Raw genomic sequence first — 21,273 nt, forward strand, 5'->3', positions numbered from 1 at the left:
GCCCTAATTCCTATTCTTCTTATTTGTACTAATATTAAGTGTTAATTATACATTAAGGCGCCAAACACTTTTGACGCCCTACTTACTATCGAACTTCGAGTCCAGATCCCCTCGCAAAACCTTCAAAACTACTTCGTCGTCCTCTGTTCCAATAATATGCTTCATCATATAGTCGAAACCTGTGGAAGGAATGGGGGCATCGACCTGCAATGATTTAAAATCAAATTCTTGATCCTCCACTTTATCAAGCCTTCCGTCCTGGTCATCCGCTTGATGCTCTGAATGATTAGTCTGAACAACCTGTTTAAGAGCAGCAATCACTCCTTCGTCTTCCTCGACACCGATTACCGATTGTAATAGGTAATCCCAAGGGACTCGCTGTGAAGTAGGTTTAAGCTCTTTGTGGTCTACCAAATCATCAGAATCCACATTCGGATCAAGTTCGCACACTTCGCCAAATAAAGCCTCCAATGAAAACGCATCCATTTCAGTCTCTTGGGTATCTTGGGTATCTTGGGTATCTTGGGTATCTTGGGTATCTTGGGTATCTTGGGCCTCTTCGGTATCTTCAAAATCTTGAAGATCATCCGTTAGGAAATCACCGTTTAGAGTCTCCACCTCATTTAATAATACCTGTCGCAAAGTAGCTTTAATAAAGCCACTTCGCTTCTCCGGTTCTATTCCTTGCAAAGCTAGCCAAAGATCCGCCTCAGCCTCATCGAAATATAGTGGTATAAAGAAAGATTGGGAAGCCATCATGCCTGCTTGTTTGCTCTCTTCGTAATATTATTGACTAGGGTTGCCGCCATGATTCTAAATCCTGAGGCATTGCCAAACTGCGGATCATCAATCAGTAGTTTATTTTCCAGTTGGATGTGCTCAAAAACCATTTCCCCAACTTTTCCGGCGACAAGGACTGTGTGCAATTTGCCTAACATTGGTTTTAAGGCCTTCTTAACTTCCCGGGAAATATCCGTCCCTAACTGGTTGAGCATATTTTCCATTATTGGATTGAGGTTCAGTGCACCATTATTCCATGGATAGAGCCCCCCATTAACCCGGAAAATCTTATCTAATTCTTTATCATCTGTTTCAATAGGGTTTTCGTGCTTACTTGTCATTTCTTTTAGCTTTTCTGCCACTCCAATATAAGCCCATTTCAATCCCTTTTCAATACTGAAGGAGTTCGGTGGATCGAGCATGACGCCATCATAAAAGGTTGCAATATCTGTCGTCCTAAATCCTGGATCAATGACCACGACATACCCACTGAAAAGTTTGGGACAGGTCGGAATTCCATATTCATTGAGGGTCTCCTTAATAAACACACCATAGCTTTGGGGTAGTACTCGGGAACGCAGAATGTTAAGTTGGCGTATCATCCCTTCCATCGGACCAGAACGAAACTCCACCGAAAAAGACCCCTTTAACTCTGCTTCATACTTCTCCCTAAGGCTGGCATAGTATTTCACGGGCACGCCTGTTCCAAGATAAACATTCGCTTTGGGGCTTTGCTGAGCCAAAGCTAAGGCAACCACAAGCAGAGCGGTAGCTTCTTCATCCGAGGATTTATCTTCATCCCAGCAATAATGCGCTTCGTTAGGATTCAAACTCTCTGCTAAGCTTCCCATAAAATAATGCCGTTGGGCACCTGTAGAATTGTTAGTCACAATTACGTCCAAAGAAGCAATTTGTGTTTCTAAGTCAGATCCTTTATTAATCAGAGTATTTCCCAAGGTTGAGAAAATCCGTTCATTTCCCTTACATATTACTGCAGGAAATAATACCTTCGTATCTCCGGTGTCTAGTTTTATTGCTCCGAATCCCGGATCTGCTCCGGCTACGAGAATATCACTCTCAAACACATTAGTTCCTCCTCGATAAAATTCTATTTTATTAAGTACATACCCCAATCACTTCTATTTTCATACCATTATATACGAAGGAAACACGCTTGTAAAAATTGTTTCTTTGTCTGTTCTAGCTATCGAATAATCTGTAAATTTAATAGATTCCGATGAGAACATATTGAGATTAGAAAAAGGTTGTGTTATGCTAAAGAAAAAATACTGTCATTTTAGGTGCCCTAAGGGGAGAATAGGGAAGTTCGGTTTGAAACCGACGCGGACCCACCACTGTATTCGATGAGTTTCGTAAACCACTGGCGCTTGCTGGGAAGGTTACGGATTGAACGATGATTCGATAGCCAGGAGACCTGCCTAAAGTGTCTATGTCTTCCCACAACAGGGGGAGCGGCGGTGATGACGGTAAAGTCCCGACCACAGAGTTATTTGTGGTCGGGACTTAAACTTTTTCTACAGAAAATTTGCAAATGAGAGGGGAAAAACCATGGAAAATTTAACTGAAGCCAAACTGTATGCCCAACTTCAAGAACTCATAGCGAGAATTTCAGACCTAGACGAAAAGTCTATGATCCAAATCCAAGAACGCTTAGACTCTCTCACCAAACCACAGGGAAGCCTTGGACAACTGGAACATTTCGCTAAGCAACTGGGAGGGATTCAACGTACCTCACGTCCCACTATCCAGAAAAAAGCTGTCCTCTTGATGGCTGGAGATCATGGAGTCGTTGAAGAAGGGGTGAGCGCCTTCCCTCAAGAAGTTACACCTCAAATGGCTTATAATATCATGGCTGGTGGCGCTGGCATCAATGTTCTCGCTCGCCAAGCGAAAGCCGAAGTTTTTTTAACCGATGTCGGCGTTGCCTTTCCCTTAGATGGAAATATCAATCACCAGCGAGTTGCCAACGGTACCCAGAACATGACCAAAGGCCCTGCCATGACACGACAAGAAGCCCTACAAGCGCTAATGGTTGGAGCAGACATTGCTGATGAAAAAATCCACGCAGGATATAACCTTTTTGCGACTGGAGAACTCGGAATTGGTAATACTACCCCTAGTTCGGCTATCGTCGCCCTCCTAACCGATTCTTCCATCGAAGAAGTCGTTGGTCGTGGCACGGGAATTGATGATGCGGGATTACTAAAGAAACGCAGCGCAATTGAAAAAGCCATTGAAGTTAATAAACCGGATAAAGACGACGCTCTCGATGTGCTAACTAAAGTAGGGGGCTTAGAAATCGCAGCGATTGCTGGCAGCATTCTTCAAGCCGCTGCCAGCCGTGTTCCCATTGTAATCGACGGATTCATCTCGACTGCCGGAGCGCTTATTGCCGCAAAGCTTGCCCCTAAAAGTACTGCCTTCATGATTCCTTCTCACGGCTCAGTAGAAATCGGTCACCGTAAAGCCTTAGCTGCATTAGACCTCGAACCAGTCCTTAACCTGAATATGCGACTCGGGGAAGGAACCGGAGCTGCCTTAACCTTTTACTTTGTTGAAGCTGCTCTTCATATTCTCGAAGAAATGGCAACTTTTGCTGATGCCGGAGTCAGTGAACAGTTATAAATAGAATATAAGCGAATCCCTATCCAAAAAACCTGGAGAGTAGGTGAGTATAATCTCTCAATTTACATTAGTCACTGGCGGTGCCCGCAGCGGCAAAAGTCGCTTTGCCGAACTTCTCGCCGCTCATGTACATCGTCCCGTCATTTACATTGCTACCGCCCAAATATGGGACGAAGAAATGGCCCTGCGAGTCAAGAAACACCAGCAACAGCGTCCGTCTACTTGGCGGCTTATCGAAGAACCTCGCAATATTCGTGAAACCTTACTTGAACTTAAAGATGAAGATGGGGTTATCCTTCTCGACTGTGTCACGCTCTGGCTCACCAATCTTCTCTTAGCAGGACAAGCGGAACAAATCCAACGCCCCAACCCTGCCGACCTCAATGGCGAAGAATTCCCACTAAGCCTACAAAATGACACACCTATATCTAACCAGGTAGAACCTCAAGTATTGACTATTGTTCAAGAGGTCGCCCAACTCGCCCAAGAGATTAAACCCTTCGTGATCTTTGTCACCAATGAAGTAGGACAAGGAATTGTTCCCGAAAACCCCCTATCCCGAGCTTACCGAGATTTGGCCGGTCGAAGCAATCAAATTTTAGCCCAAAGTGCTGATCAGGTTTATATGGTCGTGGCAGGTTTCCCTATGGAGATTAAACACTCCGGCGAGAAGCTGCTTGCTTCCCTGCTCAAGGAGTGAATAAATTTGCGTGGATTTCTGATTGCCCTGACGTTCCTAACGCGAATCCCTCTACCCGCACCTAAAGTAGAAATCACCTCAGAGGAATTTACGCGGAGTTATCGTTATTACCCCTTGGTCGGACTTACAATAGGATTACTCCTCTGGCTTCTAGCGAAAGTGTTGATCCTCTATTTCCCCCCCTTAGTTCTTGCTGCTCTCCTTTTGGTAGCTGAATTAGCTCTTACAGGTGGGCTCCATCTCGATGGATTTATGGATAGTATGGATGGTTTGCTGTCCGCTCGAAGTCCAGACCGAATCTTAGAAATCATGAAAGACAGCCGAGTCGGGGCCCACGCTTCCATGGCTCTCATCGGCTTATTACTCCTCAAATTCTCCTTACTGGCGAGCCTAACTCCTTCTAAGTTTTCCATTCTCCTAGTTATGCCTATGATTTCTCGCTGGGTATTCCAAATTGGGGTTATCGCGTTCCCTTATGCCCGCGCTCAAGGACTAGGCAAAGGAATTCATGATACGACTCGCTGGATTCCCTTTCTTGTTAGTGGAGCCGTAGTTTTAGGAATTTCCTTTCTGCTCGCTAAAATTGCTGGACTTATTACCTTTGGAGTTTGCGTCATCGTCGTGACTCTTTGGGCTTTCAAAATTTCCTCCCTCCTTGGAGGATTAACTGGCGACTTGTACGGGGCTATTATCGAACTTTCAGAAGTTATCTGTTTATTAGTGGCATTTCCTTTCCTACATTAAATGTAAAGAAGGATTATAAGAAACGACATTAAACTAAAGAAAGCGTAAGGTTAATGAATCTAAATCATTAACCTTACGCTTTTGTTTTAAAAGTCTCCTAGCGGATCGCCCGAGCTAAACGTTGAATGCCCTCATCAATGATCTCCGGCGTTGAACAGGAATAATTCAACCGCACCTCTGGCGTCACTCGCCCGTCTGGGTAAAATACCGCACCAGGCACATAAAGCACATTCTGACGTATGGTCTCCTGTACGTAGTCAAAACTATTCTTTATCTTCTTGAAGCGAGCCCAGAGAAAAAGCCCTCCAGAAGGAATAATCATGTCCACCTCTTCCCCAATGTGCTTTTCGATAGCTTGGACCATTGCATTTCTACGTTCTCTGTAAAGGGTGCGCAATTCCATAATATGCGCAGGCAGCAGCCCTTCATTCAAAAATTCAAGCACGGCACGTTGCGTGAGGTTATTGCTATGCAAATCCACCCCTTCTTTGGTCAGACAAAGATGTTTCAATATATCGGGGTTCGCCACAACATACCCCACTCTTAATCCAGGCGCAAGAATCTTAGAAAAAGTACCTAAGTAAATCACATTATCTCCCAATTCGATTAGATCCGGTAATGCTTCTCCTTCAAAACGCAAATTGCCATAGGGATTATCTTCAATGACCAATAAATCATAGACCTGAGCGACACGGAGTAGTTCAATCCTGCGTTCAAGCCCCATAACCTTACCGGAAGGATTTTGATAGTTTGGAATGAGGTATAAAAACTTTGGCTTCACAAGTTTTAGCATCTTTTCTAATTCTTCTGGGATAATTCCTTGCTCATCACAGGGAATCATCATCATCCGAGCCCGAAAGGATTGAAAAGCCTGGATCGCTCCCAGATAGGTGGGGGTCTCGACAAAAACAACATCCCCTGGATCAAGAAACGTTTGTGCTAATAAACTCAATCCCTGCTGGCTACCCGTTGTCACCACGATCTCTTCTGCCTCAACCTGCTGGCCTCTTCTCTTATGCTGCTGGGCCAGCCACTGCCTAAGTGGCGGATACCCTGAAGTTTGCGCATATTGCAAGGCGGGTTTTCCTTGCTCTTCAAAAACACGTTGAAAACAACGCTGTAACGCCTGATCCGGGAAAAGTTCAAGCGCTGGCAATCCCCCTGCAAAAGAAATCATACTAGGGTTCTGAGCCGCTTTTAATATTTCTCCGATAAAACTTTCACCCGACGCTTCGATCCAACTTGCGTATTGTATCACAACCACTTCCCCTCTGTCTCAAGCTTACCACGCAGTATCAACTTTTTCACTAATAAAATGTCAAAATTCTTTATTATTTTCATTTCCTGCCTCAAAAATCCAAACGAAAAAAAGCCATCCTACGGAAGGCTCTCAATATTTTCCTATTCACTAAAAAATGGAGCGATATATTATAGGCACTTAAATCTACGTATTTTTCGTAACAATATGCCCTTTCCCATTTTGCTTTCCGATATAAAGCCGATGATCTGAAACCTTATAAAGAGTTTCATAGTCCTTCGCTTCTGTAGGGAACTCCGCAACACCAATACTTATTCCTAACCCATACTTCTCCAAACCCAAGTTATTCTTTAAGCGCTCCATAAGGTTCATCGCATCAGTGCCCAACTTTAGATCTGTCAAAATGACTGCGAATTCATCTCCGCCTGTTCGGGCCACAATATCTACTTGCCTAACGGATTTCTGAAGATTTTGCGCCAAATGACGCAAAGCCAGATCTCCGATCGGATGCCCTTGCGTGTCGTTAAGATTTTTAAACCCATCCAGGTCTAGAAGCAGAAAAAGGAAAGTGGTTCCACGCCTGAGCGAACCCGCCATTTCCCCTAGAATCCGTTGTTCAAACCCTTGACGATTCAAGATGCCTGTCAAACGATCTGTTGTCGCCAAATGCTCGAGTTCTTGTCTTTGGCGGATTGTCTCTAAGGCCATGCTTAACATGCGTACAAACGCTGAGAGAATCTCCTGGGTCTGTTCAATATCTCGCGTCCCAGAGTCTATTAGCCAGAGTTCCCCAACGATCCCTCGATAGGTTTCGATCGGTTGAATCAGGATCTTTTTGACTAGGTGAGGCATATCTTTTTGTTCATCCTCGTTAAGAGCTCTCAAAGTTGGGGCAACATTAGGCACATAACCTAATGGATGGTTTTTCTGTTTATCTTTTTGAATCCATTCTTTCCAAACCGACTCAGACTGTTTAAGTCGGCCAAAGGGCGCACATAATTCCCATTCCCCATCCACTTCCATATGAAAGAAACCAGCCTCTAGGTACAGAATCTCCATAGCCATCTCACCGGCTTCTGCTAATAATTGAACTTCAGACACCGCCTTGACCAGAATCTCTGTTCCCCGAAGGAGCAGAGACAAAGCTTGCTCGCGATCAAGTGCAGCCGAGCGCAACTGCTGCTCATAAACATTTGAAGAAATCAACGGAATAAGTTGTTCCAACCAGTAGAGATTTTCCTTGTCAAAGGATGCTGGATCGTCACTGAATAATGTGAGTACCCCGAGCAATTGGCCGAAATGAATGAGAGGAACACATAAAATCCGACGCACATTGAATTCGCGAAGAAGTTCGCTCCAGGCTGAAAAACAGTTAACCCCTGCAGAATCAGCAGTATTAGATTCATTACCATCGTCGTCAATTTCATGTAGCATCATTTTTGGTCCTGCAAAAGCACGCCCTTCAACTACCCCCTCCTCAAAAATACGAAAGTCTGTAGGGAGAACATCAGGTAAAAACTTTTGTTGTATGTCAGTACGGGCGCTGATAACCAGAGATTGAAATTTTTTGTCTTGCCACAACCAAATACCTGCAATTGTGGAGTTAAAAAATTCAAGCCCTCGCTTAGTCAAAACTCTGAGTGCGCCTTCTAAATCTTCCTCATGATTAATTTCTTGAAGAAGTCTAAAAATATCTTCAGGTTTCAGGCGGTTATGATGAGATTGGAGCGGCATGGGCTTATCACCCTTTCATTTCTCGAGTCACATATTATTTACTTCATTTTATCATAAACCTCACAAAGAAAAACAATTAAATTACCTTAAAGTACTTCTTTCGCGACTTTGCACACTTCTTTTCAAAAAGTTCAGACCCCATTCTAAATTAATATCGGATAAAACGTAGTAAATCCACAAAAAAAGTAGCATTCAGGGTAGCCTTGCCTTAAACTAAAGGCAGGTTAATTCTTTATATTCTTAACTAGCTGATTCCGTCACCCTAATCGAGACTAAAGTAATTATTCTATATGAGGCAATGGCCTATCATAGGATCACTGAATATGTTACGATTATAACTACTAGAATTCACTCTCAAACATTTTAGGGGGGTTAACCATTGAACAAGAAATATTGCTCTTTCCTAACATTGTTGGTCTCCCTCATTTTTGTAATTTTACTTTATCCTGAACTCCAGCGTCCTGCTGCTTTACAGACTTTTGTCACTCAATGGGGATCAATAAGTATTATTGTTGATCTGTTTATTATAACGCTTCTGATGCTTTTTCCAGTCGTTCCGTTTGTTTTAATTGCTGGAGTCAACACCATTCTTTATGGATGGGTCGGTGGCTTTTTGCTCTCCCTTGTCGGAAGCTTGTTAGGTGCCTCTTTAGGTTTTTGGTTAGCCCGCACCCTCGGACAAACGTGGGCTCAACCAAAGGTAGCAAAGCTTGGCAAATGGGGCACTCTTATCGAAGGGAATTGTTTTTCCATTGTCCTTCTTTCCCGACTAGTCCCGATTCTTCCCTCTGCAGCCGTAAATTATGCAGCTGGATTATCTCTAATGACCTTTCCGGCATTTTTATTTGCCACCCTTGTTGGTAAGATTCCCATGATTGTTTGGGAATCCTGGGTCGGCCATTCCTTTTGGCGAGTTTCACATCATCCTGGTCAGTTATTACTCTCTCTAGGGATCGGCGCTCTCCTCTTCGGGGCGTTAGGCTTGTATTGGTATTTTTCCGCCAAACGGCTCAAGGATTATATGTCTTAAATGAGGAAAGAATTTTGCTAGCCCAAGTACCTAGTCCAAATAGGAAATAGCCTCCACGCCGGAGGCTATTTCTTACTTTTGGTTATTGGTCTTCACCACGAGCGATTTTGGCAACTTCTAAAGCATCTTCTTGATAAATATTGGAAAGCAACCACCGATCATCCTGCCATACAAACTCCCAAAATTCTGTAAAGTAAAGCCTGTGCGTATTATCGCCGGATATCTGTCGCTGAGAGGCGTCGACAGTATAATCAATTAAGCTTGCTGAAACCATAACCATAAAATGCTGTGTTGATTCATCTAAATGGCTATGAATGAATTCGATGTCTCCAGTGTTTAGCACAGGTTCTTTGATTATATTGCGTTCGCCGCGCGCTTTCATCCCTTGAAGATCTGTCTGATACTTATTCCGTAGAGTTGCAGCTAAATAATCACTCGCTGCCGAAAGGTCTTGACGACTCCAGGCATCTTGCAGCCAAAAGAAAACCTGGCGGACTCGCCCCACAAGAAAATCTCGATCCCATCGCGGAAAGGTTTCTGAATAATAACGCATGTTCTCACGTGTGAAGTTGATCGCCTTTCCAAAACGCTGCAGATTATCTGAATTTGTGATCGCACGACCATTTAGATCCACCGGCGCCTGGCTGGAATGGATGTCCATGCCTCCTCCTCCGCGACCCTTGCTCGATCTGCCTCGACCACCGCGCCGAGATGAGCTTAAAGTTTTAAAAATAAAGTAGAGAATAACCATTAGGAAGAGAAAACTGAAGAACCCTCCTGAACCTCCTGAAGACGTTCCCCCAAGGAAAAAAAACGGTAAGGGAAAAAAACCGCCAAGCCCTCCTGAAGATCCTCCCGAAAAACCACCCCCAGAGAAAGATCCGCCACTAAAACTTCGCCCGGCACTTCCTCCCAGACTTCCGCCTACTCCTCCGCCTCCGCGTGCTAAGGCCAAAGAAGCTTGGCTCACCATAAGCATGAGAGCTATGACGGCAATCTCAATTTGTTTTTTCCGCGACATCGTGTCCATCCCCTTATCCATACCATCTCTTTTTACGATTTATGTCCACAACCAACACATTGGCACACGCCCCTTGGCGAATTACTCCTTTTCTAAGCCTACTTTAAGTCCGGCCTTAAGTTTTGCCAGTTCATCCTCAACTTCTGTATTCGCTTTGTTCTTCTCCAATTCAGCAAATTGATCCTCAACCGAGTTGGTGTTTACCATTGAGTGGGAAGCCTTGGCCTCCGCCTCCATGCGTTGAACCCGTTCTTTCATACGATCAATATCTGCCAAGGGATCATTGGTGGATAGTCCTGATATTGCTTCATTAGCACTTTTCATTGTCTGTGCACGGCGTTGACGCATGACCAAGTTGTTTCGCTCTAATTTTGCTTTTTCCAACTTCTCCATAAGAACGCGGAGGTTCTCCTGAAGGTCGTCAACTGCTTTAGTCTGATCCACAAGCTGAGCCTCGTAATCTAGCTTGCTGGCTTCTGCCTGTTTCTTATAGGTCAAAGCAGTCCTTGCTAAATCATCCTTACCCTGTTGCACGGCAAGCATCGCCTGCCCGCTGCGCAGTTCAATTTCTTTAACTGCACTCGCAATACGCTCTTCAAGTTGAATCTTATCCGCTACAGCACGATTTACTTGAACCTGGAAATTGCGAACTTCCTCCATTGCTCTATCTACATAGAGATTTAACATTTTCTCAGGATCTTCAGACTTATTCACTATATCCATAATATTTGCTTGAAGAAGATCTTTTACTTTGCTAAACAAGCCCATAGTTTCCAGTCTCCTTTCGTTTTCTCTGAACCATAACTAATTAGGTTCACCCAATAGTCTTTTTTGTTAAGTTCTCGGCTTGAGGCATAAGTGTAACCCTTACTCTTAGTTTATCCATTTTGCGATCGATTGCAATCTTTAATTGTTCTTCATTTTACAACAGAATTTCTTTCTTACAAAAGGTTCTTTTGCTTTTATCTCCATGACAAGCGGAATAAAAAAACTTGGCTGTCGCCAAGTCTATTCTAATAACGTGCAAACGCTTTAGCAATCACCTGATATCCCACTGCGTTAGGATGCACGTGATCCTGACTGATAAGCAACTGCTCTTTACCCCTGAACTCACGATCTAAATAGATCACCTTAAATCTATAGTGTTTCGCCCAAGTTATAATCATTGCATTAGCATTGTCTATAACCCCTTGTGCAAGTGCCATATATACTGCATAGGGTCCCGCTGGCAGGGGATTATAAAGAGTCGCCACTTTGATTGTTGCCATAGGATTGAGCCGCCTTACCTCTTCCCCGATTTGCGCCAGGGTTTTGCTCATGTTATTGAAGAGAATGGGCAGCTGAGTTGTGTTGATAGTCTGATTGGGATTTCCAATAAGATGAAGTAAATCATTCGAACCAATAGTGAGGGTGATCAGAGAAGCCTGGGAGACAGAAAGTCGAAGACCATGATTATGCTGTAACAAAGCAAGGAGTCCACTGGTCGTGAGGCCATCAATCCCCAAGTTAACCATGTGCAGATCCGGGTTATGCCTCCGAAGAAAATCGGCATAAAACCTTGGAAAAGAAAAAGAATTTGGGACACCATAGCCTTTAGTGATTGAATCTCCTAAAGCTAGATATAAATTCACTTTTATCACCGCTTTCAAAGCATCCATATTTATAAGGTATGCATGTTTACCACTCCCGGTCACCTAGAAAAGAATAGCCAATGAAAATCTTGGCATACCTAGCACAAGATAACACATTTAGAAGGCCTTCTTAAGTACAACTTGACACCACTCTCGTTATTTATGATATATTGGTTTAAGAGTATTTCTTGTCTTTGCGAGGTGAAAGAGAAAGAGATTGCCGACGAAGATTTTAAGTGGACACCAGCCATTTAAGCTCTTGAGAATTCAAGAGCTTAAATGGCTTTTCATTTTGAATCAATTCTTTTTGTTTTCTAAAATGGAATCCTTGCAATCTATCAAGTTCTCCAAGCAATAAACTTTCCAGAGAGCACTAAGAGTAATATAATGACCCAGCTCACCACATGGGACATGACCAGGAAAGTACTCGTTGGTAATGTAAGGGCCATAATAATGTGTATCGCTGAACCAACGAGAGAGACACCTCCAAACACTGCGGTCATAATGGTTAATTTCTTACGGCCTGTGGAACTGCTGAAGCGTTCTTGGCCTCTGTGTGGTAGGAACGAAAGTATCGTTATCAGTAATGGCCTTTCTATGGCCACAGAGATAAGAAAAGCAAATCCGATTACTCCGAAGATAATGGGATGTATAAGCTTAAGCGGTAAAGGACTTCCTCCAAAGATTGCAGAGGCAAGCAATGCCATAGTAAAGCCAAAAACACCAAATATTCCAATCCAATCAATTCTGCGGCACCACGCCCATAAAACAATTGTTCTAATAACTGGGATCGCAGTGGCGATTGCAAGAGGAGTAGCGTCATTATTAAAGAATTGATGTAAAAAAATAAATAAAACCCAAGGGACGATTAGATTAACAACAAAACTGGGAACTAATTTTTTACGCGCTTGGCGAAAATGTTGATTTATTTCTTCTGTACTAGCCATTTCTTTAACACTCCCTTTATTATTGATTGGTATTTCTACTTTAAATGAATGATATACTTCCCAATTTCCCCTCTCCAGTCACTATCTTGACAAAAATCACCAATTTATACGCTCTTTTTTCATCTCCTGTTAAGAATTATAACTCTACTTTCTATGCCTTAATAGTTACTTAAGTCACTAAACCTAGGTCACTAAAGCAGTGATTACTAAAGTCATATATTTATTTTACAATGAAAGGATATAATATTACTGAGGAGAATCTAACACATGAGCTACATAAACAACATAAGAAAGTATCTGATAATATTAAGGTTTGTCCTTATAATTTTATTTTTCAACAATATATTTCAAGCTCACAATTTCAAAGAATTACCGGGTCTTGCTTTCTTCACCCTGTGCCTTTTCGTAATCAGTAATGATGCTATAAGAAGCTTGATTAAAAAAAGTAATAATATATGGTACTATTTTTCACTTGCTTTATCCTTAGTTGGGGCAGCCACCTTAAAATATTTCATCAATGATTTTAAAACAAATACTTATTTGTTCTTCTATGTAATTGAAATATTATATATCCAAGGCAAGTATAAGCAATTTTTTTTGGTATTGCACGGCATCTCCTATTTAATCTCAGCATTTTTAACCACTAGAGCATTAAACTATACAACAAGGCTTACAGAGCTAGGAACCAGCTTTTTGTCTTATTCAAGTATCTTATGTATTCTATATTTAGCTCATGCTGTACGTAACGAAAGAGAAGGAACAAAGAAACTGAATGATGAGCTGAAGTCATCGAATATAAAACTCCAAGAATATTCACTCAAAGTCGAAGAACTTACTATTGCTAAGGAAAGGCAACGAATGGCCCAGGAATTGCATGATTCACTGGGTCATTCGCTCATGGCTTTAACCATGCATCTGGAGTTTGCAGAGAAAATCTTCGATACAATGCCTGAAAAAGCAAAAGAAGTGATTTTAAAAGCCAAGAAAATTTCGAAAGATAGTACCGCCAGCCTGAGAATGGCCGTTGATGCCTTGAAGATAGACCGTAATATCGAGGATCTAAGCGAAGCTATTCAAAGAATGATTGATAGTTTTGAAATTCTTGGAACTACTAAAATAGCCTTTAGAATAGATAAACTTTTGGAAGCATTAAATCCAGATATTAAACTCTGTATATATAAAACGGTCAGAGAAAGTCTCACAAATGCGATGAAACATGGAAACGCTACAGCTTTTAATTTGGAAGTAGGTATTCTCGATAACCATGTAAACATGATTATCCAGGATAATGGGATAGGCTGTGAAGCCATTATAAGATCAAATGGTTTACATGGCATAGAGGACAGAGTATTTGCATTGGGTGGGACTGTAAAGTTTACTAGTCGCGAAAATTTGGGATTTCTGACCATGGTAGAGATTCCTATCTATTAGGTGGTGAATAATCATGATAAACGTTATCCTCGTCGATGACCAGGAAATCGTAAGAGAAGGCCTAAAAATGATATTAAGCCTTGATAATCAAATAAATATTCTAGGAGAGGCAGAAAACGGAAAACACTTGCTTGAGATTTTGCCCAAACAAATACCTGATGTTATCCTCATGGATATCCGGATGCCTATCATGGATGGTGTTGAAGCCACTCGGTTGATTAAGGAAAAATATCCAAACATTAAAGTGATCATCTTGACTACTTTCAATGAGGATGAATATATATTCAAAGGTCTCCAAAACGGAGCTGCCGGTTATATTTTAAAGGACTCCGGCATTGATGATATCATCAATGCTATTAAAACTGCTTACAACGGAAATGTGTTATTAAACCCCGAAGTTGCTAAGAAGGTAGTAAAAGCATTGACTAATAACGTTATAGCTAATGAAAATATAAATTCTGAGGTCAGTAGTAAACTTAAACTTCTAACCCCAAGAGAAATGGATGTTACAAAACTTATTGCTGACGGAAAAAGCAATAAGTTTATTTGTGAGGCCCTTTTTTTGACTGAGGGTACGGTAAAAAACTATGTTACAAGAATATTAGAAAAGTTGGAACTAAATAGCCGGACAGAGTTAGCCCTCTATATGAAGAAAGTAAGTCTATAGAAAACATGCCAACAAAAAAACGTTGGTGAGGAAGATACTCCAAACCAACGTTAAAACAATTATGATTTCTACTCAAGCTTATTTCACAATAAAAAAGGACGGTGCATAGCGTTCACCATACTGACTCGATGGATGATTGACGATCTTACCATTGTAGTAAAGAACCGAGGAAGCGCCGCCGTCAAGATTCGCAACATTATAGGCACCATATTCGAGCATTACATCCTGTACATCTTTAAGGGTTGCACCCAGGGACCCGATCTGACGTCCATCAATGACCAGCATCAAAATACTGCCATCCCTCGTTTGCCCTATCGCCGTCCGAGGAGCAATACCCCATCCTCCATCTCCGTGGGTGATCGCCGGTTTACCGTCGACGACAAGGAAAGGACTGAAGGTTACAGCATCCCTGATGCCCATCTGTTTGATTTGGTCCAAAGTATAATGACCAAGTACCAAAACATTGTCCTTATTTAATCCAATGATATCGAAGGTATCGATTGGATCTTTGTAGAGGATATGACCGTCCGAGATGAGGATACCCAGAGGTTGACCGCCGTTACCAATACCCTGGGGGTCATCGAACACCCCTCCATTAATGACTGCACTTGCTCCGTTCTCCTTGGCAATATCCTCAGCCTTTTCTCCAATCTTGCCGAGATAACGCGTTGCTGCCACTTTAACACGTCCAGGATTCTCAATTTTAAGCAGATATCCTTTAAAGCCCTTTTGACTGATATCGATGAGTTCCGTTCCTGTATTCTGACTGGTTCCCCGCATCTTAATATTTGATGGGTCTGAATTGCCTAGATCCGTGGCCTTGTCATTATCCATAATTTTTCTAATCTCTGCTTCGCTGAACAAGTACGTTGCTAAATATTGATGACTCATCGTCGTCATTGCGCTAGTCACCCACAACTCGCGTAGCTTCTCAAAAGGTTGAAAAGGTACAAACAAAAACCCTAAAAAGCACAAGCTAAAGATTAGTAAAAGACTAAGCATCCCTGTCAATACCTGCTTTAGCCTTCTCCTCTTGCGGCTATAATAGTAAATCCCTGCTGGATTTCTCTCAAGTCTCGACTGCATTATTGGGTTTGAGGACCTAGGAATCCCTGTATTACTCATTTTGCCTCCATTCCCTAGGAATAAACATCATTCATTAAATACCTTTATTCTATACCATATTTATTAATAATGTTCAACCAATTTTTAGGAACATCTAGGGCATTTGAGTAAAACCGCTCAACCTATGATAGCCTACTGGCCAAGACATCTCTGAAGTAAGGAATTACAGCCTAACGATTGCAAATTCTTTACCTAACTTTACCCAAAAATAGACGCAATCAATAAGCTAAAAATAACAAGATTAATCATACCCTCCATTGCCAATAGTATCCGAGTCGTGTTTTCAGTTGGCAGAATATCGCCCACACCCCCGTGGTTAAACCCAAGGCACTGTAATAGATGAATGCAATTGCCTTATCGACCCAACGTTTAACAAGGCAATAACAATATCTAAAACCTTACCATTCCTGGAGAGGAATTTTTGAAACAAAGAGCATTCCCAGCAACCATGTCAATACATAGCGCAAGTGTTTAGCTATTAAACTACCCCGAACTACTGCGCAGAAATCAAAAGCGACTCATCACTTCACCGGTCACCCATTTCATCTTTGTTTTGATTGTACCAGCCTGATGTTGCTAAGAGATCTCCTGCTCGAACAATGGGACCGTTTACTTTTCACAAAGTAAGATCCGGCTTCTAGACTGCTAAAGAGAACCTTAAGCTAATCCTTGATTGGCCTAAGGTTCTCTTCACTGTTTTGCTATACCCAGATTATGAAACTTCTTCCTTAGAGAGTGGCTTTCTCCTACCACTTATTTGACAACGATAAGTAGTTCTCCGGCCTTGACCTGCTGACCTTCCTTGATCTTCACTGAACTGACAATCCCTGCAATAGAGCTCGTGATCCTTGTTTCCATTTTCATAGCTTCGACAACCGCTAATGGCTGGTTCTCAGTTACCGTGTCCCCTTCTTTAACCAGCAATGACACGACAGTCCCTGGGATAGGCGACCCGATTTCATTTTTATTGTCAGGGTCTGCCATCTCCGTCAAACTGTATTCTCCCAACTGGCTGAGAAGGTTGATGCTGCTCCAGTTCTTGTCCTTGATTTTGATTTCTCTTCTATTCCTGTTGACTTCAAAAACTATCGTCCTGTAGCCCTCCGGATCTGGCTTCTCAATAGAGCGAAGCTTGATCATTAGGCTTCTGCCTTCAGCAACTTCAGCCTCGATGATTTCTCCTTCGTGAAGGCCGTGGAAGAACACATCGCTCCCGAGTCTGCTTAGGTCTCCGTATTCGGCAGCAATTTTCAAGAACCCTTCAAACACTTCCGGGTACAGGGCGTAGCTCAGGATATCTTGCTTCGTTGGTTCAAATTCAAATTTATTCCTCAGGTGCTTGGCGATACTGGCAAGATCCTCGTCGGGGAGCAGTTCACCTGGACGCGCGGTTATCGGTTTTTCTCCTTTCAGTACCAGCTTCTGGAGCTTCTCTGGGAATCCTCCCATCGGCTGGCCCATCATCCCCATGAAATACGATACAACCGAATCAGGAAAAGCCATATTTTCCGCTTTCTCATAAATATTCTCCGGGGTGAGGTTATTCTGAACCATAAATATGGCGAAATCACCTACAACTTTTGAGGACGGAGTGACTTTCACGATATCCCCCAACATTTCGTTGACTGTCTTGAACATTTCCTTGATCTCCGTGAACTTATGCCCGAGACCGAAACTTTCCACTTGAGGCTTAAGGTTGGAGTACTGCCCTCCGGGAATCTCATAATTGTAGATTTCAGCCGATCCCGATTTCAGGCCTGACTCGAACTTGCCATAGACCGGTCGTACCGCTTCCCAATAGTCCGATACCTTTTGGATTCCCTTCAGATCAATGGCCGGATCCCTTTCCATATTCTTAAGTGCTGCAGCAATTGAATTCATGGCCGGCTGGCTCGTTAGGCCGGACATGCTGTTGAACGCAGTGTCCACAATATCTACCCCGGCTTCCACAGCCATAAGAACCGTTGCCACCCCATTACCTGTGGTGTCGTGGGTATGGAGGTGGATAGGAATTCCGATCTCGTTCTTTAAGGCGCTGACCAGCTTGTAAGCTGCATGGGGCTTCAGAAGAGCCGACATGTCTTTGATGCCCAGGATATGGGCTCCGGTTTTTTCCAGATCTTTGGCGAGCTTGATATAGTAATCCAGATTATATTTTTTCTTGCTGCTATCAAGGATATCCCCGGTATAACAGATACAAGGTTCGGCGATCTTCCCGCTCTTTAAGACTTCCTCAATAGAAATTTCCATGCCTCTCAGCTCATTTAGGGAGTCAAAGATTCTGAAGACATCGATACCTGCGACTGCTGACTCTTTAATGAATTCCCGGATAACATTGTCAGGATAGTTTTTATAGCCTACCCCATTAGCTCCTCGTATGAGCATCTGGAACAGAATGTTCGGGACTCTTTTTCTCAGTTGCTCAAGCCTGGCCCACGGAGACTCCTTGAGGAACCTGTAGGCCACGTCAAAGGTCGCGCCACCCCACATTTCCAGAGAAAATAGGTCCTTGCCGTAGACCGAAGTTGCTTTGGCGATCTTGAGCATGTCCTTGGTCCTGATTCTTGTCGCCATCAGAGACTGATGAGCATCCCGCATGGTCGTGTCTGTAAGCAACACTTTCTTCTGATCGTTTATCCATTTAACCAGCCCTCCGGCGCCTTGAGTATCCAGGATCTGCTTGGTGCCGCTCAGATCACCCGAACTGATTCCGTCGATTTGGGGCACCTTAGGGATATCGTATTGTGGCTTTATCCCCATCGCCTCGTTGACCACGACATTGCCGAGGAACTTCAGAAGTCGGCTTTCATCATCAGTCTTCTGGGTGAGCGAGATCAGGTCGGGATTTTCCTCGATGAAACCGGTATGGCATTCTCCGTTCAAAAACAAGGGGTGATTGAGCACATTGATTAGAAAGCCGGTATTGGTCTTGACTCCTGTAATCTGCGTTTCAGTTATAGAGCGGATGGATTTCTTGATGGCATCCTGAAAACTCCTGGACCAAGAGATATTCTTGACAAGGAGACTGTCATAATAAGGGCTGATTTCAGCTCCCGTGAATCCGTTGCCACCGTCCAACCTGATCCCAAATCCCGAACCGGTCCTGTAGGATTCGATCTTCCCGGTATCAGGAGCAAAATTAGTCGAAGGATCCTCCGTTGTGATCCTGCATTGAATGGAATATCCGTTGAGCCTGATGTCCTCCTGCGAGTTTATCCCGATCTCAGGAGAATTCAGGGCGTTTCCTTGGGCGATCTGGATCTGAGCCTGTACGAGATCTATCCCTGTAACCATCTCTGTCACCGTGTGCTCAACCTGGATCCGTGGATTCATTTCAATGAAATAATAATTCCCCTGGTTGTCTACCAGAAATTCGAGAGTTCCTGCGCTCCTATAGTTTACAAACTTGGCAATTTTCAGGGCGTCCTGATAAATATTATTTCTTATTTCTTGGGGGACTGAAAAGGCCGGAGTAAATTCCACGACCTTCTGGTGCCTTCTCTGGATTGAACAATCCCGTTCAAACATATGAACTATATTGCCGTACTTGTCCCCGAGGACCTGCACTTCGACATGCTTCGGTTTTTCAATGAATTTTTCCATAAAGATATGATCGATGCCAAAGGCTTTTTTCGCCTCACTTTTAGCACTTAAGAAGGCAGAATCCAGCTCACTCTCGTCTCTGACAATCCGCATTCCCCTTCCACCGCCTCCCGCAGCTGCCTTAAGCATCAGGGGGTAACCACACTCAGTCGCGTGGATTTTTGCTTCAGCCACAGTTTTAACATCCTTCTCATAACCAGGGATGATCGGAACTCCAACTTCCTTGGCGACGATCTTTGACTTAATCTTATCTCCCAGCCTGTCCATCATCTCTGCCGTCGGCCCGATGAATTCGATACCTTCCTGCTCGCAGCGCAGGGCAAATTCAGGGTTTTCCGACAAAAAGCCGTATCCTGGATGGATGGCATCCACACCCTTCTTGAGTGCCAAGCTGATGATCTCCTCAATATTCAGATAAGCATCAACAGGACTCCTGCCTTCGCCGATGAGATAAGCCTCATCGGCTTTGCTTCTGAAGAGAGAATATTTGTCTTCGTTGGAATAGATAGCAACAGTCCTTATTCCCAGTTCATTGCAGGCTCTGAACACCCTAATCGCAATTTCGCCTCTATTGGCGACCATCACCTTTTTAAAATCACCCATGATGTCTTCCTGGTTTCCAAATACTAAACAATTCTATGCATTTGCCCAATATCTTCACTTTGCCGACTAAACAAAGCGGTAGCATCACAGGATTCAGCTACTAGGGTCAATACTCTCGTATCAAACATCCGCGAGCCTATGGAAGCTCCATTAAGTACATCAGATGTGCGACTGTTAGTCGCCCTTAAAGGTCACTCCGCACAAGCCTTTCAACTAAGTGTACTTGCGCAGTGGTTTAGTTTAAGTTCAATCGTTAAGCAATCCCCAGTAGAAGTTTCCTACGCACTAACCATAAACCAGGCGTGTTCACTTCCTTCCGGTTTTTAAATAATTTATTAACCTGTTTGCTGATTTCGCTCCACTGGCCCCAGGCGTTCATTTTCTTGAAGGCCGTTAGTTTTTTCTTGGGTACTAATTTATCTTGAAGTAGTTTCGGCACAGCTTCTTTCAAACCGTAACTTCGCCTCGCTTCATCTGGTATTCTACAATTATTGGTAATTACCTCTTGGAATCACAAGAAAAGTAACTGAGTAGCATCATAATCTAAAATTATGATGCTACTTAAGCTAAAAAGCATTAAATCGCCATTTTTAATCGTATACCTTCATTTTCAAGAAACATATTTATGTCTTCTAGTGATATTCTCATCATCGTCTTCAATATATATTCTTTCTTTCGATTCTAACCTATGTAATCGTCCTTACCCTTTTGAAAATAGGCAATCAATCTATGGTGCTTTCTTAGCACGTTATTTTTTGATTATACCATCAATGGCTCTGCAGCAGAAACCCCTATTTTGTGCAGAATCATCTCCTCACTGTTAATCGCCGAATTCCTGACAGGCATGGCAAAGAGTATTTACTTGTAACAACTGTAGGCAATCATGAATCAAAACAATACAATATTGATAACGCTTACTTAAGAGTTCCAGGTTGTTAACAAAAAAATCCAAATCAACAGCATGAATCAAATTACTGGAAGAATATCTATGGTTAAGTATCTTCGCTCCCTACTAACCCAGCTTTTAGTTATTTTAATACCCCTCTACGGAAATCTATGGACTGAAGATACACGATCTTTTTTGCCAAGTGATGTCTCCTGTTACAGCTTTGAATATGCTTGCAAAATCGACTCTACCGCTTTCACTACTTCAGATTCCTGCACAGTCGTATAAAGCATACATTCCAAATCATTCTCGGGAATTGTAAACTTAGCAGCCAGTAAACTCGATCGTTATTTTTTCTACGCAATGCAACTTTAATTCCATCAATTATAAAAGCATACTTCTGATCGGTTATGTGGTTATTTATTTCCTCCAAAAGAGACTGCACCCTTTTCCAACGTATCTGTTGG

At 42.8% G+C, this 21,273-nt stretch carries 17 protein-coding genes and 1 riboswitch; of the genes, 6 read left to right on the top strand and 11 right to left on the bottom strand.

All coding sequences use genetic code 11. The features are described from left to right. Window positions 1-78: 78 nt before the first annotated feature. The gene (locus DOT_RS29530; RefSeq protein ID WP_009614212.1) at window positions 79-756 is read right to left on the bottom strand and encodes a hypothetical protein; all 678 of its coding nucleotides are present in this window, start codon (window positions 754-756) and stop codon (window positions 79-81) included. Continuing rightward, a complete protein-coding gene (locus DOT_RS03420) occupies window positions 756-1,865 on the bottom strand; it encodes a ParM/StbA family protein (RefSeq protein WP_009614215.1) in 1,110 nt (369 codons plus the stop codon). The genes DOT_RS29530 and DOT_RS03420 overlap by 1 nt, the downstream gene beginning before the upstream one ends. A gap of 197 nt (window positions 1,866-2,062) precedes the next feature. Beyond that, a riboswitch (cobalamin riboswitch) is annotated at window positions 2,063-2,238 on the top strand. A gap of 111 nt (window positions 2,239-2,349) precedes the next feature. Between DOT_RS03420 and cobT the strand changes: the two genes are divergently transcribed. The 3 genes from cobT to cobS are packed head-to-tail and all read left to right on the top strand — an operon-like array spanning window position 2,350 to window position 4,870. Continuing rightward, on the top strand, window positions 2,350-3,426 hold the full coding sequence (gene cobT, locus DOT_RS03425; RefSeq protein WP_009614217.1) for a nicotinate-nucleotide--dimethylbenzimidazole phosphoribosyltransferase: 1,077 nt from the start codon (window positions 2,350-2,352) through the stop codon (window positions 3,424-3,426). A gap of 52 nt (window positions 3,427-3,478) precedes the next feature. After that, entirely contained in the window at window positions 3,479-4,126 is a 648-nt protein-coding gene (gene cobU, locus DOT_RS03430) for a bifunctional adenosylcobinamide kinase/adenosylcobinamide-phosphate guanylyltransferase (RefSeq protein ID WP_040411139.1), read from the top strand. Window positions 4,127-4,132: 6 nt separating this feature from the next. Then, window positions 4,133-4,870: an adenosylcobinamide-GDP ribazoletransferase gene (gene cobS, locus DOT_RS03435; RefSeq protein ID WP_009614221.1), complete on the top strand. Its 738-nt coding sequence runs from the start codon at window positions 4,133-4,135 to the stop codon at window positions 4,868-4,870. Between the two features lie 97 nt (window positions 4,871-4,967). On the opposite strand, the gene DOT_RS03440 is transcribed toward cobS, so the two are convergent. Together DOT_RS03440 and DOT_RS03445 are read right to left on the bottom strand one after the other, a co-directional pair. Then, window positions 4,968-6,128, bottom strand: coding sequence for a PLP-dependent aminotransferase family protein (locus DOT_RS03440; RefSeq protein WP_009614223.1), 1,161 nt, complete (start codon window positions 6,126-6,128; stop codon window positions 4,968-4,970). A gap of 186 nt (window positions 6,129-6,314) precedes the next feature. Continuing rightward, window positions 6,315-7,862 carry a diguanylate cyclase gene (locus DOT_RS03445; RefSeq protein ID WP_009614225.1) on the bottom strand — a complete coding sequence of 516 codons (1,548 nt, stop codon included), beginning with the start codon at window positions 7,860-7,862 and terminating at the stop codon, window positions 6,315-6,317. A gap of 379 nt (window positions 7,863-8,241) precedes the next feature. On the opposite strand from DOT_RS03445, the gene DOT_RS03450 reads away from it, so the two are divergent. Further along, entirely contained in the window at window positions 8,242-8,892 is a 651-nt protein-coding gene (locus tag DOT_RS03450) for a VTT domain-containing protein (protein ID WP_009614227.1), read from the top strand. A gap of 82 nt (window positions 8,893-8,974) precedes the next feature. Here the strand turns inward: DOT_RS03450 and DOT_RS03455 are convergent, their stop codons facing one another. The 4 genes from DOT_RS03455 to DOT_RS03470 all read right to left on the bottom strand — a co-directional run bounded on the left by DOT_RS03455 (window position 8,975) and on the right by DOT_RS03470 (window position 12,491). Then, window positions 8,975-9,913 carry a TIM44-like domain-containing protein gene (locus tag DOT_RS03455; protein WP_139024114.1) on the bottom strand — a complete coding sequence of 313 codons (939 nt, stop codon included), beginning with the start codon at window positions 9,911-9,913 and terminating at the stop codon, window positions 8,975-8,977. A gap of 81 nt (window positions 9,914-9,994) precedes the next feature. Continuing rightward, complete coding sequence (locus DOT_RS03460) at window positions 9,995-10,681, bottom strand: PspA/IM30 family protein (RefSeq protein ID WP_009614231.1); 687 nt, start codon at window positions 10,679-10,681, stop codon at window positions 9,995-9,997. A 245-nt stretch (window positions 10,682-10,926) separates the two neighbouring features. After that, on the bottom strand, window positions 10,927-11,571 hold the full coding sequence (locus DOT_RS03465; RefSeq protein ID WP_009614233.1) for an SGNH/GDSL hydrolase family protein: 645 nt from the start codon (window positions 11,569-11,571) through the stop codon (window positions 10,927-10,929). Between the two features lie 311 nt (window positions 11,572-11,882). After that, window positions 11,883-12,491 carry a VC0807 family protein gene (locus tag DOT_RS03470; RefSeq protein ID WP_009614237.1) on the bottom strand — a complete coding sequence of 203 codons (609 nt, stop codon included), beginning with the start codon at window positions 12,489-12,491 and terminating at the stop codon, window positions 11,883-11,885. Window positions 12,492-12,758: 267 nt separating this feature from the next. On the opposite strand from DOT_RS03470, the gene DOT_RS03475 reads away from it, so the two are divergent. Together DOT_RS03475 and DOT_RS03480 are read left to right on the top strand one after the other, a co-directional pair. Next, window positions 12,759-13,922, top strand: coding sequence for a sensor histidine kinase (locus DOT_RS03475; protein ID WP_009614239.1), 1,164 nt, complete (start codon window positions 12,759-12,761; stop codon window positions 13,920-13,922). Window positions 13,923-13,935: 13 nt separating this feature from the next. Continuing rightward, window positions 13,936-14,589 carry a response regulator transcription factor gene (locus DOT_RS03480; RefSeq protein WP_009614241.1) on the top strand — a complete coding sequence of 218 codons (654 nt, stop codon included), beginning with the start codon at window positions 13,936-13,938 and terminating at the stop codon, window positions 14,587-14,589. Window positions 14,590-14,667: 78 nt separating this feature from the next. Here the strand turns inward: DOT_RS03480 and DOT_RS03485 are convergent, their stop codons facing one another. From DOT_RS03485 to DOT_RS03495, 3 genes are all read right to left on the bottom strand, one after another. Next, the gene (locus tag DOT_RS03485; protein ID WP_083823928.1) at window positions 14,668-15,714 is read right to left on the bottom strand and encodes a phosphodiester glycosidase family protein; all 1,047 of its coding nucleotides are present in this window, start codon (window positions 15,712-15,714) and stop codon (window positions 14,668-14,670) included. Window positions 15,715-16,467: 753 nt separating this feature from the next. Beyond that, window positions 16,468-19,920 (bottom strand): pyruvate carboxylase, encoded by a 3,453-nt coding sequence (locus DOT_RS03490; protein ID WP_009614246.1) that lies wholly within the window; start codon window positions 19,918-19,920, stop codon window positions 16,468-16,470. A gap of 253 nt (window positions 19,921-20,173) precedes the next feature. Beyond that, window positions 20,174-20,371, bottom strand: coding sequence for a hypothetical protein (locus tag DOT_RS03495; protein ID WP_009614248.1), 198 nt, complete (start codon window positions 20,369-20,371; stop codon window positions 20,174-20,176). Window positions 20,372-21,273: the final 902 nt, after the last annotated feature.

The organism is Desulfosporosinus sp. OT (genome assembly GCF_000224515.1).
Lineage (GTDB): Bacteria > Bacillota > Desulfitobacteriia > Desulfitobacteriales > Desulfitobacteriaceae > Desulfosporosinus.